The 18,995-nt window shown below is 41.9% G+C and carries 18 protein-coding genes; 10 read left to right on the top strand and 8 right to left on the bottom strand.

Annotated features, from left to right (window positions below):
* Both dnaA and dnaN read left to right on the top strand, forming a co-directional pair.
* Entirely contained in the window at positions 1-1,383 is a 1,383-nt protein-coding gene (gene dnaA / locus HEQ19_00005) for a chromosomal replication initiator protein DnaA (GenBank protein WYL98148.1), read from the top strand.
* Positions 1,384-2,078: 695 nt separating this feature from the next.
* Positions 2,079-3,257: a DNA polymerase III subunit beta gene (dnaN, locus tag HEQ19_00010; GenBank protein ID WYL98149.1), complete on the top strand. Its 1,179-nt coding sequence runs from the start codon at positions 2,079-2,081 to the stop codon at positions 3,255-3,257.
* A 69-nt stretch (positions 3,258-3,326) separates the two neighbouring features.
* On the opposite strand, the gene HEQ19_00015 is transcribed toward dnaN, so the two are convergent.
* From HEQ19_00015 to HEQ19_00025, 3 genes are all read right to left on the bottom strand, one after another.
* Complete coding sequence (locus HEQ19_00015) at positions 3,327-4,193, bottom strand: DNA-formamidopyrimidine glycosylase (protein WYL98150.1); 867 nt, start codon at positions 4,191-4,193, stop codon at positions 3,327-3,329.
* A 294-nt stretch (positions 4,194-4,487) separates the two neighbouring features.
* Positions 4,488-4,703 (bottom strand): photosystem I reaction center subunit IV, encoded by a 216-nt coding sequence (locus HEQ19_00020; GenBank protein WYL98151.1) that lies wholly within the window; start codon positions 4,701-4,703, stop codon positions 4,488-4,490.
* A 440-nt stretch (positions 4,704-5,143) separates the two neighbouring features.
* Entirely contained in the window at positions 5,144-5,728 is a 585-nt protein-coding gene (locus HEQ19_00025; protein WYL98152.1) for a PAP/fibrillin family protein, read from the bottom strand.
* Between the two features lie 240 nt (positions 5,729-5,968).
* On the opposite strand from HEQ19_00025, the gene HEQ19_00030 reads away from it, so the two are divergent.
* From HEQ19_00030 to HEQ19_00040, 3 genes are all read left to right on the top strand, one after another.
* Positions 5,969-6,208, top strand: a complete 240-nt coding sequence (locus HEQ19_00030) for a DUF3134 domain-containing protein (protein WYL98153.1) — start codon at positions 5,969-5,971, stop codon at positions 6,206-6,208.
* Between the two features lie 77 nt (positions 6,209-6,285).
* Positions 6,286-7,383, top strand: coding sequence for a phospho-N-acetylmuramoyl-pentapeptide-transferase (mraY, locus tag HEQ19_00035; GenBank protein WYL98154.1), 1,098 nt, complete (start codon positions 6,286-6,288; stop codon positions 7,381-7,383).
* A gap of 494 nt (positions 7,384-7,877) precedes the next feature.
* The gene (locus HEQ19_00040; protein ID WYM03165.1) at positions 7,878-8,429 is read left to right on the top strand and encodes a hypothetical protein; all 552 of its coding nucleotides are present in this window, start codon (positions 7,878-7,880) and stop codon (positions 8,427-8,429) included.
* Positions 8,430-8,644: 215 nt separating this feature from the next.
* Here the strand turns inward: HEQ19_00040 and HEQ19_00045 are convergent, their stop codons facing one another.
* The 3 genes from HEQ19_00045 to HEQ19_00055 all read right to left on the bottom strand — a co-directional run bounded on the left by HEQ19_00045 (position 8,645) and on the right by HEQ19_00055 (position 11,097).
* Complete coding sequence (locus tag HEQ19_00045; GenBank protein WYM03166.1) at positions 8,645-9,145, bottom strand: molybdenum cofactor biosynthesis protein B; 501 nt, start codon at positions 9,143-9,145, stop codon at positions 8,645-8,647.
* A gap of 155 nt (positions 9,146-9,300) precedes the next feature.
* The gene (gene psb28 / locus HEQ19_00050) at positions 9,301-9,636 is read right to left on the bottom strand and encodes a photosystem II reaction center protein Psb28 (protein WYL98155.1); all 336 of its coding nucleotides are present in this window, start codon (positions 9,634-9,636) and stop codon (positions 9,301-9,303) included.
* 315 nt (positions 9,637-9,951) lie between these two features.
* Complete coding sequence (locus HEQ19_00055; protein WYL98156.1) at positions 9,952-11,097, bottom strand: GTP-binding protein; 1,146 nt, start codon at positions 11,095-11,097, stop codon at positions 9,952-9,954.
* A gap of 138 nt (positions 11,098-11,235) precedes the next feature.
* On the opposite strand from HEQ19_00055, the gene cysS reads away from it, so the two are divergent.
* The gene (gene cysS, locus HEQ19_00060) at positions 11,236-12,711 is read left to right on the top strand and encodes a cysteine--tRNA ligase (protein WYL98157.1); all 1,476 of its coding nucleotides are present in this window, start codon (positions 11,236-11,238) and stop codon (positions 12,709-12,711) included.
* Between the two features lie 42 nt (positions 12,712-12,753).
* Entirely contained in the window at positions 12,754-14,193 is a 1,440-nt protein-coding gene (locus HEQ19_00065; GenBank protein WYL98158.1) for a TldD/PmbA family protein, read from the top strand.
* A 132-nt stretch (positions 14,194-14,325) separates the two neighbouring features.
* Here HEQ19_00065 and HEQ19_00070 read toward each other — a convergent pair whose 3' ends face one another.
* Complete coding sequence (locus tag HEQ19_00070) at positions 14,326-14,469, bottom strand: hypothetical protein (protein WYL98159.1); 144 nt, start codon at positions 14,467-14,469, stop codon at positions 14,326-14,328.
* On the opposite strand from HEQ19_00070, the gene HEQ19_00075 reads away from it, so the two are divergent.
* Entirely contained in the window at positions 14,463-15,809 is a 1,347-nt protein-coding gene (locus HEQ19_00075; GenBank protein ID WYL98160.1) for a TldD/PmbA family protein, read from the top strand. The two genes, HEQ19_00070 and HEQ19_00075, sit on opposite strands and share 7 nt — an antisense overlap.
* 165 nt (positions 15,810-15,974) lie before the next feature.
* Positions 15,975-16,199 (top strand): addiction module protein, encoded by a 225-nt coding sequence (locus HEQ19_00080; protein ID WYL98161.1) that lies wholly within the window; start codon positions 15,975-15,977, stop codon positions 16,197-16,199.
* Positions 16,200-16,543: 344 nt separating this feature from the next.
* Here the strand turns inward: HEQ19_00080 and HEQ19_00085 are convergent, their stop codons facing one another.
* A complete protein-coding gene (locus HEQ19_00085; GenBank protein ID WYL98162.1) occupies positions 16,544-17,437 on the bottom strand; it encodes a flagellar assembly protein H in 894 nt (297 codons plus the stop codon).
* A gap of 383 nt (positions 17,438-17,820) precedes the next feature.
* Between HEQ19_00085 and HEQ19_00090 the strand changes: the two genes are divergently transcribed.
* Positions 17,821-18,909 carry a hypothetical protein gene (locus tag HEQ19_00090; protein ID WYL98163.1) on the top strand — a complete coding sequence of 363 codons (1,089 nt, stop codon included), beginning with the start codon at positions 17,821-17,823 and terminating at the stop codon, positions 18,907-18,909.
* Positions 18,910-18,995: the final 86 nt, after the last annotated feature.

Consider the following 18,995-nt stretch of genomic DNA (forward strand, 5'->3'; position numbering starts at 1 on the left):
ATGGAAATTCCCATAGACAGTTTATGGATTCAAGTACTACAGCGCTTACAATTAGAACTATCTCGTCCCACCTTTGAAACTTGGATCAAAACTGCTAATGCAGAGCGGTTAGAAAATAACTGCTTAGTCATCTGCACTCCTAACCCTTTTGCTCGTAATTGGTTACAGAAATATTACATCAACACGATAGCCAATGTGGTTCAAGATATTCTTGGGTATCCCGTCGAAATTTACATTACCGTTGCTCAAGGTGAGGAAGTTTCTAATTTGAATGAAGGGGAAGTTACTTGGGAATTACCAGCCCAAAATAGTCTGGCTGAAACTCCACCCAAAAATAAACAAAAAACTAGTGAATTAAATTCTAAATATGTCTTCTCGCGATTTGTAGTTGGCGCCAATAATCGGATGGCTCACGCTGCATCCTTAGCAGTCGCAGAATATCCAGGTAGAGAATTTAATCCCTTATTTTTATGCGGTGGCGTCGGTTTAGGTAAAACCCATCTTATGCAGGCGATTGGTCATTATCGTTGGGAAATTTGTCATGATTGTAAAATATTTTATGTTTCAACTGAGCAGTTTACTAATGATTTAATTACAGCCATCCGTCAGGATAGTATGCAAAGTTTCCGCGAGCATTATCGCGCCGCAGATGTTTTATTAGTAGATGATATTCAGTTTATCGAGGGTAAGGAGTACACCCAAGAAGAATTTTTTCATACTTTTAACAGTTTACATGAAGCAGGCAAACAAGTGGTCATCGCTTCAGACCGTCCTCCCAACCAGATTCCTCGGCTACAAGAACGTCTTTGTTCCCGGTTTTCTATGGGGCTAATTGCTGATATTCAAACTCCAGATTTAGAAACAAGAATGGCAATTTTACAGAAAAAAGCCGAATACGAAAATATCCGACTTTCCCGTGATGTAATTGAATATATTGCTTCTAACTACACTTCCAATATTCGCGAATTAGAAGGAGCTTTAATTCGGGCACTTGCCTATATTTCTATTTGGGGTTTACCCATGACTGTAGAAAGTATCACACCAATTTTAGAAACTCCAAATGAGAAAGTAGCAGCTACCCCAGAAATAATTTTGACAGTCGTTGCTGATAACTTTGATGTCTCCATCGAAGACCTTAAAAGCAACTCACGACGACGAGAAATTAGCTGGGCACGGCAAATAGGTATGTATCTAATGCGTCAACATACATCCCTGAGTTTGCCGAGAATTGGTGAAGAATTTGGCGGTAAAGATCATACAACGGTGATCTACAGCTGTGATAAAATCACCCAAATGAAAGAAAGCGATCGCGCTTTAGCTCAAACCCTACGTCAACTGAGCGATCGCATCAATATGAATAGTCGCTCTCAAAAATCATCTTGATCAGGACTTAGGTAATAGGCAACAAATCTTTCTCTATGCCCTATTCCCTATTCCCTATGCCCCAATACAGTTCAGTTAGACTCCAATGGTATACAGTGTAGGGGCACGGCATCCAAAATCTTTTCTTCTAATGACAATTTTATTCATGCCGTGCCCCTACGACAATTTTCCTTAACTGAACTGTATTGCCCTATTCCCTATGCCCTATGCCCTAATATTAAGTCAAATATAAAACTTGATTAAACTTTAAATACCTTGTGGAAAATTAGTAAAAATCTGTGGAAAACTTCAAATAAGTATAATTACCCTGTGGAAAAACCCTCTAGTTTTTCCACAAGTTTTCCACAGGAACTCACGTCTTAAACCATCGACCAAACAGAAAGCTGATAAGTTTTCCACAATTTCCACAGATTAGGAGGCGCGGAGTTAGGAGTGAGCAGTTGAACAACAAGGTGGTACAATATTCTTTCACAAAGGTAATAGAGGCAGAAGCCCTGAGATTCTGATCTCAGGGAAGCGCCACAGCTGGATTTAATCGTCAGGAACCTCAGCCTAAAGGCATGAGGCTTGTAAGAGAAATCAAGCAAGCCGTCCTGACCAGCCTACGTCTTAATTGACTACGTTTTTTGAGTCACGACACCGGAGAATGCGTTGCTAGTTCCTCGCTCTGTCACTAGTGGTTAAACAGTTCTAAGATGAAATTAGTTTGCGCCCAAAGCGATCTCAGTACAAATCTCTCACTCGTCAGCCGTGCAGTACCGTCAAGACCGACACATCCAGTGCTGGCTAATGTGCTGCTACAAGCGGATGCACAAACTAACCAGGTCAGCTTAACAGCCTTTGATCTCAGCTTGGGTATCCGCACCAGTTTTAATGCTGAGGTATGGGAAGGGGGAGCGATCGCCCTTCCTGCTAAACTACTTGTAGATATCACTTCTCGGCTGCCAGAGGGAGAAATTACCCTAGATGATGAATCAGCCGCCGAAACCTCCACAGGTGTTAGCGGAGCGTCACGCAGTGAAGGTTTAATTGTCACCCTCACACCCAAAAGTGGATATTATCAAGTACGCGCAATGGGGCCAGAAGAGTTTCCTGAACTACCGGTGATCGAAAATTCAGAAGCACTTCAGCTGACAACCGCAGCCTTAATAGAAGGATTACGAGGTTCATTATTTGCTACCAGCAGTGATGAAACTAAACAGGTATTGACAGGAGTACATTTAACTGTTAAAGACGACAGCTTGGAATTTGCTGCTACCGATGGACATCGTTTAGCAGTCGTGGAAACAACTAACGAACGCCCTATGGGTGGAAGTGGTCAACTAGAAGTCACAGTACCCAGCAAAGCCTTACGGGAACTAGAGCGGATGTTAGCTCATCATTCCTCCTCAGAAGAACCTGTGGCTTTATCTTTTGATCAAGGTCAAGTAATATTTGCTTGGCAAAATCAACGCTTGACTAGCCGCACTTTAGAAGGACAATATCCTGCTTATCGCCAACTGATTCCGCGTCAATTTGAGCGACAAGTCACAATTGATCGGCGACAATTTTTAAGCACTTTGGAGCGAATAGCTGTACTAGCCGATCAAAAGAATAATATTGTTAAAGTTAGCATTGACAATGCAGTCCAGGAAATTACCTTATCTTGTGAAGCTCAAGAAATGGGTAGCGGTAGAGAGTCAATGTCTGCCCAAATATCAGGAGAAAATATAGATATAGCCTTTAATGTCAAATATTTGATGGAAGGCTTAAAAGCTTTACCCTCCCCAGAAATTCAAATGCATCTTAATCAAAGCCTTACCCCAGTCATTTTTACACCACTAGGTGGGTTAAAGATGACCTATTTAGCTATGCCGGTACAACTCAGAAATTAGTGTTTCAGTCGTCTTGTTGGGTTAACGCAAAGCCTTAACCAATCATAAGATCAAGATTTTGCAAATCAATCAATGCTGACACCGGGGGCAAAAATGACTAGATCGCCCCCCTAACTTAATTCGCCCAATCACATTACCACAAACCCGGCAGGGTTGACCAGCGCGGTTGTATACCCAAGCAACACCACCATAATTACCATTAACGCCCTTGACATTGAGGAAATTACTAAAAGTAGTACCACCAGCCTCAATACTGGTTTCTAAGACTTGAATAATTGCAGTTCGCAAACCTTCAATTTGCGATCGCCCTAAATTTGTACAGAGGGTTTCTGGTAACACTCTACTTTTGAACAATGCTTCATCCGCATATATATTACCTAATCCCGCCACCACAGACTGATCCAGCAGTGCTGTCTTGATGGGACGGCGGCGATTTTGCAGTTTTAAAGCCAAATAATCCACTGTGAATTCTGGTGAAAATGGGTCTTGCGCGAGTTTTGCTAAACCTGTGATGATACTTTCCACAGCCATACCAGGGGGAACCAACCACATTTGACCGAAAGTCCGCTGGTCAACAAAGCGCAATTCCTGCTCATCCCCAAAGAATAATCTTACCCGCGTGTGTTTGTGTAATGGTTCATCTCGATGTAGCCACAGTAGTTGACCAGTCATTCGCAGATGGACCCCAAGCCAAGAGAAGGGGGTGAATTTTGAATTTTGCATCCCCCCAGATGGGGTAAGTTCTGCGAGGAGATATTTACCGCGACGGTGCCAAGTAGTGATAGCACTCCCTTGAATTTGATGAACAAACTCGGCGACAGAAACCGGGTAGGCGATGGTACGTTCAAGTAACACATCCCCTCCCGTAATTTCCAGGTTTTGGGTCAATTGATTTAGACCCCGCCGGACTGTTTCTACTTCAGGCAATTCAGGCATTCAGACTGATTAAGCAAGCAATTGGATATTTTTGGGAATGTCAGCAAAAGAGATGAGGAAGTCAGGAGATTCGGAGAACTATTTCTCCACCATCCGCCCATAACTCCATCATCTCATTAAATCAGTTATCAGTTATCAGTTATCAGTTATCAGTCCTGACGGCGTATAGTGGGGGATTTAGACCCGCCACCAACGCCTTCCACCTTCTTTGTGTGGTGTTTCGCCAGGGATTTAACTGATAACTGTTTACTGATAACTGTTCACTGTTAAACAATCCCCTGGCCACTTAATTGCTTAACCTTTTTTGGGTTTAGCAGGTGGTGGTGCCACCTCTAGTAATTCATCTACAGCAAAGTTATTAGTGTTAATGCCTGAGTAATTTACTTTCTCAAAGCGGACAATTACTGGATACTTGATACCGCTTTGGTCAACAGTTGCCACGGTTCCTACATCCCGATACCAGTAGGATTCCGGACGGAGAACACGTACTTTAGAACCACGTTGAACCATGAGTTTTCCCCTTTTAGTTATCAATTGCCAATTTCTAAGGCTAATAGTTCTAACTTTACAGCCTCAAGGACTCACCTAGAAGCTTTGTTAAGTTATTTGACAGTTGACACTTGACAGTTGATGGTACACAGTTGATGGTTGTCATTCATTATTGGTCTTCATCGCCCCTCTCCCATTCCCCGTCTTTCCAATATCAATAGGACTTACGCACTCGTGATGAAAAATCACGCCTTTGGGTTGGGAATGGGGCATAGGGCGGGAAAAATTAACCTATGCCCTATGCCCCATGCCCCATGCCCCATGCCCTATGCCCGATCTCCACAAATAGCCTCGCCGCGTAAGTCCTGATCACGTTCCGAAAGTAAAATGGTATCAAACCCACCTTGACAAAAATCACATGATAGATTACCTTCGTTCGCAAACACTAATATAAGAGAAGCTCATGCTTTGGTAAGTACAAAGACACTACCTTCGTTACCTCTGCCAATCCGCATATCGCTATCTATATAAGTGATATCCAACCAGCCTGGTTGGCGATCGCTGTTAATGGCAGCATCAATCCCGGTAAATTTTTTACCAGCTTCGATTTGTTGGATGAAACTTTCTGGAGAATTGTAGCCTAGTAGGCGTTGCAAACCGATAATAGAGCGTTTAAATTTTACTAGGACGCGACGGTCGGAAACTGGCTCAAAGTTGGCAGCAACGCTGACTAATGCTTCCAGATAAGGTAAGCCATAAATCTCAGCGATATTGTAAACCGTGGTAGTTTCTACCCGAATGCACTGGTAAATTTGGCCCAGTTTGCCAAAAGGTAGCCGATCTAGGTTTAACAAGGCCTTGCTTGTGGTGTATATTAGTCGCCAATCACCATTGAGCAAGTTTGTAGCTTCCAGGGGACGAGGTGTAGGGTTGAAGTCTTCTAAATTGGCGATCGCTGCTAAAATAGCCTGTTTCTGGGCTGCACTAGCCAGTAAACCACGATTTTTACCAGCGATTGCTTCAATCAGAGCCGCTTTTCCAATCATTGCTTGTCACCTCAAAAACTATCTGTTTCAAACTCACTATCAACCGATATAAATGCCATATGTATATGGACATACAACTAACGAAGAATCCCTTGCAACCTGCCATCGGGCGATTAAATAAAAAGTTTTGTCCAAATGCGGATTTTAGATCTAAAGAGTTGAATGAATAACTAAATTATCTCGTATCGAGTGATAGACTCTTAATGTCTAGTTACATAAACATTTAGTGCGTGCGTCGATATGTTGAATTCACCGTTACGTGAAGAACCCCGCAACCAGCGAGCTGCCGTTATTCCTTTAAAGCAGGAGTCCTCACTGTTGGACTGGCTCAAATCTAACGGACGTCTGATAGCGCGTGACGTTCACGAACCAGATTTTCAGGATGAAGAAGAAGAAATATCAGAATTTCTGGGTGGAGATGACGGTATAGCTGATTATGACCTTGATGATGACGACGATATCACTATCAGCGAAGTTTAGCCTGTTCAGTCAGGGGACTTGGTGGATATTGTCCCTGTAGTTCAGTTGTTGTAAGTGTGGAGTGAAGGGAAATTTCTGTGGACGCTAAATTATCTCCTGACCAAGGGTTAAATTTTTCTGGGATTGGGCTAGCCTCTTGCTTGGCCAGTGGATTGACTGTGGGCGCGTTAGTTTTGGATTCGATAGGCCATAGATTACCTTGGCAAGCTACATCCCTCACTCTGCCATTATTATTGGGGGCTATCAGTTCAGCACTTATGGGTTATTTGGTTATCCCCAAGCTGCAAGAACTTAAAGCTGGGCAAATAATCCGTGAGGATGGACCCCAAGCCCATTTGAAAAAGGCAGGTACACCAACTATGGGGGGTATATTTTTTATCCCTGTAGCGGTGGTTCTTGCCTGTGTACTCTCTAATTGGACTACGGAAGTAGTTGCTGTTTGTGCTTTGACACTCAGCTACGGATTGGTCGGCTGGCTCGATGATTGGCAAATTTTACGCCGTAAGTCGAATAAAGGGATCTCTCCCCGGATGAAACTGGCTTTGCAAATCACTTTTGCAGCAATGTTTTGTCTGTGGCTGATGTTTAATCAACCTTCTAATATTACAAATATTGCTTTGCCCTTGTTGGGTTTTTCATTACCATTAGGGTTTCTATTCTGGCCTTTGGCTGGCTTTGTCCTTGTGGCTGAGAGTAATGCGACTAATTTAACTGATGGCATTGATGGTTTAGCAGGCGGAACGGTGGCGATCGCTTTATTGGCACTTGGTGCCGTGATTGCACCCACTGCGCCCGGTTTAATGGTTTTCTGTGCTGCTTTAAGTGGTAGTTGCTTAGGGTTTGTGGCACATAACCGTAACCCAGCCCGTGTGTTCATGGGTGATACTGGTTCTTTAGCATTGGGTGGTGCTTTAGCGGCTGTAGCCCTGTTGACTAATAGCTTAGTAGTGCTGTTTATCCTCAGCGGTATCTTCTTCGTAGAAACCCTTTCAGTGATGGCACAGGTAAGTTATTACAAAGCCACCAAGGGTCCCGATGGCAAAGGTAAGCGCCTCTTTAAAATGGCACCCCTACACCATCATCTGGAACTCACTGGCTGGTCAGAATTGCAAGTGGTTGGAGTATTTTATATAATCGCTGCTATTTTGGCTGCAACTTGTATAGCTATCAATTAATTCTGATATTTGTCAGTAATAATTGATACATTAACAACTCCCATTAGATGTGGGAGTTGTTTTTTTTATGAGCATTTGTTCAACAAACAAGGTAAACTAAAACACATCTGGAGGGATTGGGGATTGGGGATTGGGGATTGGGGATTGGGGACTGGGGAGTTATCAAATCCCCGACTTCTTCACCTTATACCGTTTCACTTTAAGTATGATACAAATACGTTGGTAGGGGCACGGCATTGCCGTGCCCTTACGGGAAATCTATATGTATCAGAGTTTTGGTGAAATGGTATTAGAGGATGTTTGAAAAGTCCTTAGTGATGTATCAAATACTTTTAGATACCCCTAAATCTCCCTTTTGCAAGGGGGGCTTTGATTCCAGTTACGGGGATCAATAAGTGCGAAGATACCGCCAACAAATTTTCAAACAACCTCTTAGTCACCTTTCCAGCTTGTTGCGGCTATTTTCTACAGGAGTCATTGAGTATCAAAAAGTTATGTTGTCTAATGAAGATTTGATGCGAGAGTTTGTTGCACACTCTATCCATAAAAAAGAAATTTTATTAGCAAACCCTGCTTTAACAGCCGAAACAGTGTATGACTGTAACCAAGTTATAGCCAAATCACAAGGTGTAATTGCCAGCACCCAACTGACTAATACAATATGTGAATTTGTCATTAATTCAAAATCATCTTATTGGGAATTGATGAATAAGGTATTAGCAGAATACAGTTTTATGCTTATAGGAGAAATGGATAGCCGCAATTGCTATCGTTATCACTACTGGCAAGTACCCAATAATTATCAAATGCATTGTACCAAATCGGTTTTCCTCTGGCGAGCTTGGTGGAAATGTCGCAAGCATCCTTTACGACCAGGAATTCCCTTGGAACTTCTGATTAAGAGACGAAATTCATGGTATCCAGTCAGAGATTTAATTATTAGCGATGGATATATGTATATCAAAACTTTAGGAAGTGAGATAGTCGTTCACCCAGATGATTTAGTAGTTTGGTTAAATAAAATTCAGAAAAAATCCTCAACATGACCTTTTTTGAACTCAAAATTCAAAATTCAAAATTCCAAAGGTACACCCTCCGGGGCACGGCAGTGCCGTGCCCCTACACCGCATAATAGTATTTTATACCTCATCTGCATGGGAAGTGCTATAGATGTTAGATAGCTTATATCTTTGGGACTTGGGAGTTGGGATCTGGACAAATGACCAATGACAAATGACCAATGACAAATGACCAATGACAATTAAAGTATTTGGTTGACTAAATGCGCCAATTCTGGTATTATAATTTTTTCCATACCCAGTCGCACAGCATTACTCGAACCTGGAAGCGAAAAGATTAATTTGTTTTGATAAACACCAGCAACAGCGCGAGAGGCGATCGCTCGCGAACCAATTTCTTGATAACTTAAAAAGCGAAATAATTCCCCAAATCCCGGTAAGGTTTTCTCCAGCAATTTCTCAATGGCGTCGTAGGTGGTATCCCTTGGTGCTATGCCTGTGCCACCATTGAAAATGACAGCATTTAAATTTGCACGTTTACCCAGCAGTTCTATCTGCTCTTGAATCTGTGCTGGTTCATCTTTAATAATTGTGTAGGCTCCTACAGCATGGTTAGCACTCAAGAGTAATTGCTGGATTAGCTGACCACTCTTGTCTGTTTCTGGAGTTCGGGTATCGCTGACGGTGACAACAGCACAATTTACCGTCATTCCTGCTGCGTCTGGATGGGGTTGATGCATGATAGGTAAGTTATTGCACTCCTAGACAAGTCAATAGTCCAAAGTCAATAGTCCAAAGTCCAAATATTGACCCTTAACTCTTGACTCTTGACTCTTGACTCTTGACTCTTGACCCTTGACCCTTGACTCTTGACTCTTGACCCTTGACTCCTAACTGCTTAAGATTTGCTAAGTCCGAGATCATTTTCTTCAGCATACCGCTCCATGAAGCGCATAAAGCGATCCCATTCTTGGGTGGATTTCATCAGGTAAACGGCTTCTAGTGCTTCTGGTTTACCGTTTACAAATCTAGCCTTAACTTCGCGGGTGCTTAATTCCCCTTCTTCGTCAATCAAGTACATTCCGGTAATTTCTTCGGTGCTGTTTTGACTCAAAGCTTTAGGATTGACAAAAATAAACGTTGCTGTACCACTTTCACCACTGCGCGATCGCGTCACGCGCACGTCTGCGGTTACATTTTCGTCTATACCTCTAGAAAACTGGATTTTCGCCATGATGAGTGAAGTTAAAGTTTTGTAATGTTTAGTTTAATATTCTCTCATTATTTGCCGACTCAGCAATCTAGCTATTGCGGATATTTTTAATTTAAGTAAAAATTCTTAACCAGATTCACGTTCCAGTAGCAAAGTTACAGGTCCGTGTCAAAATCCAGTAGGGGCGCAAGGCCTTGCGCCCTTACCGTGGACTGATTGCGCCCCTACCCTGGATTCGTTGCGCCCTTACCGTGGATTGGTTGCGCCCCTACCGTGGACTGATTGCGCCCCTACTTGAGCCTTGACTCTGGACTCTTGTCAACGAATGACTAACTTTTACTTCCCAAAGCCTTTACCTCTGCTGGTGGAAGGAATACAGACGCAGTTTTGTAGCTGAGTCAGCAAAGTTTCTTTCTCTAGATTTTGACCAATCAGCACTAGCTGGTTTTTTGGTGTACCTTTCCACTCATCATCATCCATTGTGAAGCGCTTACCGCATAAGTGGAAAATATGACGTTTGGGACTTTCCTCAAACCACATAATCCCTTTGGCGCGGAAGACTCCACTAGGTAACTGGTTATCTAAAAAATATTGAAATTTCTTAATGGAAAATGGCTTTTCACTTTGGAAAGAAATCGAGGTGAAGCCATCATTTTCTAAATGATCGGAATGATCATGGTCATGATGGTCATGATCGTGATGGTCATGACCGCAGGCGGTATGATCATGATCGTGGTCATGATGGTCATGATCGTGATGGTCATGACCGCAGGCGGAATGATCATGATCGTGGTCATGATGGTCATGTTTTTCTGTTTCAGTCTCAAAATACTTGTCAGATTCAAACAGACCAACACTCAAAATTAAGGGGAGTGGAACTTCTGAGCGGATAGTGCGGAGAATTCTGGCGTCTTCCTTAATTTCCCCAATTTTTCTTTCTAATTCCTGCAAAGTGGGTTCATCGACTAAATCCGCTTTGTTGAGAATAATAACATCTCCATAGGCAATTTGACTGTAGGCAGCCTGAGAGTTGAATAAATCTAGGCTATAATTCGCTGCATCTACTACAGTAATAATCGAATCTAGACGGGTTAAATCTCGCAATTCTGTGCCGAGAAATGTCAAGGCTACTGGTAGTGGATCTGCTAGTCCAGTTGTTTCCACAACTAAATAATCTAGCTTTTCTTCCCGTTCTAAAACCTTGTAGACCGCATCAACTAAATCGTTATTAATTGTGCAGCATATACAACCATTATTCAGTTCCACCATGTTCTCGTCAGTGGAAACAATTAACTCGTTGTCGATACCAATTTCGCCAAATTCATTGACTAATACAGCCGTCTTGAGACCTTGCTCATTAGTCAAGATATGATTGAGCAAAGTCGTTTTGCCGCTACCGAGAAAGCCCGTGATTATTGTTACAGGCAAACCTTGTTTTGGCGCATCCATAGCTTGAGATTCAGGGGTAACTGCTGATTGCATAGAAATATGATCAAAAAAACAAAAAAATCGGAATGTAGCGCAGAACGTCCAGAAAACACTAGCATAGGGATGCTGGAGTGTCATCCCAGCTGCTTTACCCTATTATTGCGTATCTCTTAATTTCAACATTACTGTGTTATGACCCTAAGAATTTACAATACCCTCAGCCGTCGTCAGGAACCGTTTAAAACAGTAGAACCAGGAAAGGTTAAGATGTATTACTGCGGCGTGACGGTTTACGACTACTGCCATTTGGGTCATGCCAGAGCTTGTATCGTTTGGGATGTAGTGCGTCGATACCTCCAGTTTAGCGGTTATGAAGTGCGCTATATTCAGAATTTTACCGATATTGATGACAAAATTCTCAATCGAGCGCGTCTGGAACATTCTTCAATGGAAGCTGTAGCTGATCGCTATATCAAAGCATATTTTGAGGATATGGGGCGGTTAGGAATCAAAGAAGCTGATGAGTATCCCCGTGCGACCCACACCATGAATGGGATTGTACGGCTGATTCATGAATTGGAACACAAAGGCTTTGCTTACGCCGCCGACGGTGATGTATATTATGCTGTACGGCATTTTTCTGAATATGGTAAGCTTTCGGGACGAAAGTTAGAAGATATGCAAGCGGGTGCAAGTGACCGGGTTAACGTTGAAGACCCAGAATATCAGAAAAAGAAAGACCCGTTTGATTTTGCTTTGTGGAAAGGAGCAAAACCAGAAGAACCAGCCTGGGAATCGCCTTGGGGTCAAGGTCGTCCAGGATGGCACATAGAATGCTCGGCAATGGTGCGCGATCGCCTGGGTGATACCATAGATATTCATGCTGGCGGCGCTGACTTAATTTTTCCCCACCATGAAAACGAAATTGCCCAATCTGAGGCAGTTACAGGTAAACCCCTAGCACTCTACTGGCTGCACAATGGTATGGTCAAGGTGGATGGGGAGAAAATGTCCAAATCCTTGGGCAATTTTACCACAATTCGCGACTTGCTAAATCGAGGCGTTGACCCGATGGCAGTGCGATTGTTTGTACTCATGGCACAATATCGCCAGCAGATAGATTTTACCGATGAAGCGATCGCCGCTGCCACCAATGGCTGGCACACCCTCAAAGAAGGTCTACTATTCGGCTACCAACATGGTAAACAACTCGGTTGGGAACTGGGGACTCTTGACTGGGGACTGGGAACTCTTAATCAAGAAAAAACTTCAACTCCTCACATTGAACGCTTTCAAGAAGCTGTGAATGATGACTTTAATTTTCCCGGTGGGTTAGCAGTACTATTTGAATTAGCCAAAGAACTCCGCCGTGAGGGAAACATTATAGTACATGAAGGGAAGACAGAAACATCACCCGATGAATTATATCAACAGTGGCATACACTCCTAACTTTAGCTGGAGTTTTGGGTTTAGAAGCCAAGATAGAAACCCCAAATTCTGTGAATGATGGTTTAAGCGATGGAGAAATTGAAGATTTGATTCAACAAAGACAACAAGCACGTCAAACCAAGAATTTCGCCGAAAGCGATCGCATTCGTCATGAATTACAAGCACAAGGTATTACATTAATTGATAGCCGTGATGGCACCCGTTGGCACCGGAATTAAAGGTCCCCAATCCCCAATCCCCAATCCCCAATCCCTAGAATTATGTGGTCTGAACTGACAAAAGCGATCGCTCATCTCAATATTCCTGCTGATTGGATCGGTATTAGAGTTGTCAAAGAAACTTCCTCTAGCCGTTATGTACGCGATGGCTTACCCCAAGCCAACGGCAAATCTTCCACAGTGGGAGCCATGATAGAAGTCTTGGTAAATGGCTGTTTGGGTTATGCAGCTACCAATTCTTTGGAACTACATTCCTTGCAAGCTGCTGCGGAAATAGCGTATAAACAGGCACTTACTGCTAGTGAATGGTGGATATATCCCTTCCGTGAGACTCAACGTCCGAAAGTCGTGGGTGAATATAACTCACCCTTTCTGGAACCATTAGATGCACTCAGTCCGGGGGAAATCAACGATTTACTGGTTCGGATTTGTCAAACGCTGAAAGTTGACGACAAAATTGTCCAAACCACAGCCAACACCACCACGACCGAGAGAGAGACTTGGTTTATCAGCAGCAATGGCTCAGAAGTTTATCAAAAATTTCTGTCTTTAGGCACTCATTATGGTGCGATCGCCCAAGATGGAGCCATTGTACAACAGCGCACTCACAACGGCGCCCATGCCAACTCCTACCAAGGTGGATGGGAACTTTTAAACCGAGATAATTTATGGTATCGGGTGCGACAAGTGGGCGAACAGGCTGTAGAACTATTGACAGCAGACGAATGTCCGACCACACGCACCAACTTAGTGTTAGCACCAGACCAAATGATGCTACAAATCCATGAAAGTGTGGGACATCCCTTAGAAATTGACCGAATTTTGGGAGATGAACGTAACTACGCCGGCGGTAGCTTTGTCAAAACCGGTGATTTTGGTAATCTAGTCTATGGTTCACCGCTGATGAACATTACTTTTGATCCTACCGTGCCTGGTGAATTTGCCAGCTACGGATATGATGATACAGGCGCTGTGGCGACACGAGAGTATGTAATTAAAGCTGGGGTACTACAGCGCGGTTTGGGTAGCCTAGAAAGTCAAGCCAGAGCAGGTGTGGACGGTGTTGCCTGTGCCCGTGCTTGTTCTTGGAATCGACCGGCGATTGACCGTATGGCAAATTTAAATTTAGAGCCAGGAATAGCCACCTTTGACGAAATCATCGCTGGGATCGAACACGGTGTATACATGGAATCCAACCGTTCTTGGTCAATAGACGATCGCCGTTATAAATTTCAGTTTGGTTGCGAGTACGCCAAATTAATTGAAAACGGTAAACTCACCAAAACCCTCCGCAATCCTAATTATCGAGCCACAACACCAGAATTTTGGCACAGCTTAACTCAAGTCGGAGACGCCGCAAATTGGCAAATCTATGGTACTCCTTACTGTGGTAAAGGCGAACCAAATCAAGCTATTTCCGTAGGACATGGTTCACCCGTTTGTGAATTTGCTAACGTCGAAGTTTTTGGCGGTGGGAGTTGAAGGAGTTAGGAGTTAGGAGTAATGAGTTAGGAGTTAGGAGTTAGGAGTAATGAGTTAGGAGTATAGCACTTCCTATTCAGTGATGGTACTCAATTGTATCACGCGATGTAGGGGCACGGCACTGCCGTGCCCTTACCGATGTACCTCACTAGGGCGAGAAACGCTATAAGGAGTAAGGAGTTTCAATGACAAATGACCAATGACAAATGACCAATGACAAATGACAAATGACAAATGACCAATGACCAATGACAAATGACCAATGACCAATGACAAATAACGAAATATCGGCTTTAGAACTCAGCTTTAATCAACTGATTGAAACTCTATTCAGTAAAAAATCAGCGAGTGAAGATTTCACTGTGAAATTGAGCAGTGAACGCAGTCAATTTACGCGCTTCAATCATGCTAAAGTGCGACAAACTGGTTGTGTGGCTGATGGTTGGATTACATTGACTTTGATGCAAGATCAGCGTAGCAGTTTTCGGCAGTTTCCGTTTATCGGAAATTGGGAAATAGATGGGCAAATAGCATACACAGCTTTACAAGAACTACGTGATGAAATTATTTTATTACCTGTCGATCCATATCTAGTTTTACCATCAGGAACTAATACTAGTCGCGAAGTAAATTCTGGTAAATTGTTGACAGCAGAATCTGTAGTACCAACATTGCTAGAACTAGTTGCTGAATTGGATTTTACTGGCTTATATGCTGGAGGAACTGTCATTAAAGCCTATGGTGATTCTCAGGGACAAAAACACTGGTTTGCGACTGATTCTTTTACCTTAGACTATTCTCTATTCCTTCCCACTGGACAAGCTGTTAAAGGCACTTTTGCTGGTAGTGATTGGGATGAATCTGCTTATTTAGCCAAAATAAACCAAGGGAAAAAGCAATTAGAATTGCTATCTCGCACTCCTAAAGAATTACCACGGGGACAATATAAAACTTATTTTGCGCCTGATGCAGTTGCTGATTTATTGGGTATGCTTTCTTGGGGGGCTATCAGTGAAGCTGATATTCAACAAGGTAATAGTGCTTTGGCTTCACTATCACGTCAAGAAAAACAGCTTTCCCCAGCGTTTAGTTTAAAAGAAAACTTTCAGCGGGGGTTAGTACCGCGATTTAATCAATTAGGAGAAATCGCACCAGCAGAATTACCTTTAATCCAAAAAGGTATTTTGGTCAATACTCTGGTGAATTCTCGTACTGCAAAAGAATATCAAAAAACTGCTAATGGTGCTAATAGTTCAGAGTCTTTACGTGCGCCAGAGGTGAGTCCAGGAAATTTGGTATTTGAGCAAATTCTACCAAGTTTGGATACAGGATTATATGTCTCAAATTTACATTACTTAAATTGGAGCGATCGCCCCACTGGTCGAATTACAGGAATGACCCGTTACGCCTGCTTTTGGGTAGAAAAAGGCGAAATTATCGCCCCCATTGAAAACCTGCGGTTTGATGACAGTCTTTATCGCTTCTGGGGAGATAATCTAGTCGATTTGACTAATTTTCAAGAGTTTATCCCCGAAGTTGGAACTTATGAAAGTCGTCAACTTGGAGGTTCTATGGTTCCCGGAATGTTGGTGAACGATTTCACCTATACTTTGTAACGTTTAGGGTGCGTCAGAGGTCAATAATCTTGTGCTTATCACCAAATTTATCAAATCTGACGCACCCTAGAAGCTGAAAATAGCGGTAAGATTAAATAAGAAATATCAAAATAATTATAATTTGGCGAACTAGGTTTGCATAGAGTCTAAAGGTGAAACTATAACATGACCAAAACAGCAGAAAAACTTAAACAGGAACTCTCTCAACTCTCTGCACAAGAACGTGCTGAACTTGCCCATTTTTTAATTCATTCTTTAGATGAAGATATTGATGATGATGATGTAGAGGCTGCTTGGGATATGGAATTAACTAAGCGGTTGTCAGAGATTCATAATGGGACAGCTATAGGTGAAACATCAAATCAAGTATTTTCCGTCAATCCCTCTTAGCAGAACTCACCCAAGAATTAGACATTGACCGTGGCTATACATTCTTATTAAAGCAATTTAGTCGACTTTTTTAATTAATAATTAAGCACGCTATAGCACTTCCTATTCAGATGAGGTACAAAATTGTATCACGCGATGTAGGGGCACGGCACTGCCGTGCCCTTACCGATGTACCTCACTAGGGCGAGAAACGCTATACGCACGCAAGAGCCAATATTTTAGGTCTGACGCACCCTACGAGCTTCAGTTAGCAAGGTGCGTCAGTAGTAATAATTTCTTGGTGTAGCTAGGTTTTCTCACACTGACGCACCCTACATTTTGGAGATTTTTTGATCTGGAAGTCCCTAAGCACGGGGATTTTCAAACCGCGCTAACAACTCCTCACGAGAAAATTGCAGCAGTAAGCGAGTATATTCCTCTGTTGGTAAGTCAAGTAAGTTAGGAATTATACTCGCTAATTGTTCGTCCACCTCACCAAAACGAACTTTCAGCAGATTTTCTACTACAAGGCGTTGTCCTTGCTGTATTCCCCGACGTTCGGTTTTTTCTTCCCACTCTAAATATGCCTGGGATAATGTCATAATTAACTCCCTATCTTCTTGATCAATCTCTGCCTTTGCTTCTATACTAATCTTCCAGTTTGCTAACAATTTTAACGCTGTTAACCGTCGTTGATTGTCTGTTGGTATCGCAATCACTTCTTCCACCGCAAGCTGTTGGGTGGTTCCTTTACCCAATAACCTCAGCCACAGTGTTTCTTCTGTGCGGGGTAATTGATTAATGGCGATGATCGCTGTTTTGAAGTATGTTGCTAAAAAATATACGCCATCAGGCCAAGTTTCATCGCGACTGGCGCCAAATCCATTAATAATTGTATCCGATGCGGAAGATGCGAGAATCCATAACCAAGGAAGCTCTGATTCGGGAATGTTTTCGGCGTCCCGTCTTTTTTGGCGTTGTGAGTCTGCTTGGACTAAAAATAGTTTCAGCAAGCAATTGCGGATTTCTGTAATTTTCGGTTGATTGCGAAAGGGTTCTAACAAACAGGGAGTACTGGCGATTCTTCCCAACAAACCCAAGGTTTGGGGATTGATACTTGGTTGTGGTGATGGTGTAAACCAAATATCCGCAAATCTCGATTCTCCTGGTACTTCTAAATTGGGTATAACTTCACCCAAGGATGTTAAAAACTCTTCCAGAAATTGCTTGGAAAATTGGTCAAATGGTGTTCGAGTCATAACGTAGGATTGACGCACTCTCTCTAATTACCACATTCAAAGTGTTTGATCGCCGCGACGGAAATAATACTTAGCTTGAACATCTTCATTGTGGGAATGAGACTAAAGGGATTCTTGGGGTTTAATTTGACCCACTCTATAAACTCAAATCCTTTTTTTATAAAATAAACAACCACAGAGGCGCAGAGAACACAGAGAAAATTCTCTACAGGAATTTTATTTATGGTCAAAATACTAATTTCTTTTATTAGAAAATTAATAATTTAATAAAAAATTATTAAGCTATACCTGTATGTATTACGTGTAACATATACAAAAAAAACACACAATTACTATGGATTTATTGCTGATAATTACTTAGAAAAATTGCGGGAGTAAATTATATGTCAGATTCTACAAAAAATATACCTAGTATTAAGATAGCCATGCTGGGAGGTTCCGGCGCTGGAAAAACTATTTATTTGGCTACTTTGTTTGAGAGCTTAAGGGAGCTACAAAGTCAGCATAAGTTTTTTATTGATACTGAGAATAAAACTGCTAATAAACTTCATAATATCTACCTTCAATTAAGTTCTGGCAATGTTACAGGAACTCGTACATCTGATAAATATCAATTTACATTATGCGTAAATAACGAGAATAAATATCGTATTTGCACGTTTGAATATATGGATTATCGTGGCGACGATATATCGGCTTGGCAAGAAAATATTAATGACAAAGAAAATGAAAAAATCGAAGAATTTGTTAATAATTCTAATTTTGTATTTGGACTTTTAGATGGGGTAAAACTACTTAAGTATATGCGCGAGCCAAAATCCCCTGAATCGCGGAAATGGGTTCAGGAGGATCTATTTTCTATAATAAATACAATGGATAATCGTGATATTAAAGTGCCCGTACACTTTGTTATTACCAAGTGGGATTCTATAAAAGATTTAAATGAATTTACTTGGAAAGATATCAAAGAAAAATTAATGGATATTAGTGAAATTAAAGGATTTGTTAATAAGCGACCAAATATAACTATTCGTGTAATTCCGGTTAGTTCAGTTGGATTTGGTTTTTTTAAACCTGAAGTCCAAGATGGTATCACAAACATGGTCAGAACCGAAAAATACAACTTAGAACCATATCAGGTAGAAGTACCTCTTGCTTATGTATTTTTCGATCTTGTTAGAGATGCTAAACAAAAGTTAGATAACCAGGGTGGATTGATAGGATTGTGGTATAAGATTCTAGGATTATTTAAGGAGAATCAAATAGGTAATTTTTTACCTAATAATGTTAAACCGCTAGGAGTAATAGCGCCATTATTCCTTGATATTATGACAAGCGATGCAAAAGATAAATATCTAAAAAATGCTAGAATTTCAAAAGAATATAGCCTTTTGATTGATTCATTAACACGAATCAAAGAAGATTTTGAAGACACCAATAGCACTATTCTCAGACCCTCTTCCCGCCAGTAAAAGTACGGTGCGTTAGTCAGTAGGGTGCGTTAGGCTTTAGCCGTAACGCACCACCAGCCTGAAAAAATAGTACAATCAGATGTGCA

Source organism: Gloeotrichia echinulata CP02 (assembly GCA_038087035.1).
In the GTDB taxonomy this organism is placed as follows: Bacteria; Cyanobacteriota; Cyanobacteriia; order Cyanobacteriales; family Nostocaceae; genus Gloeotrichia; species Gloeotrichia echinulata.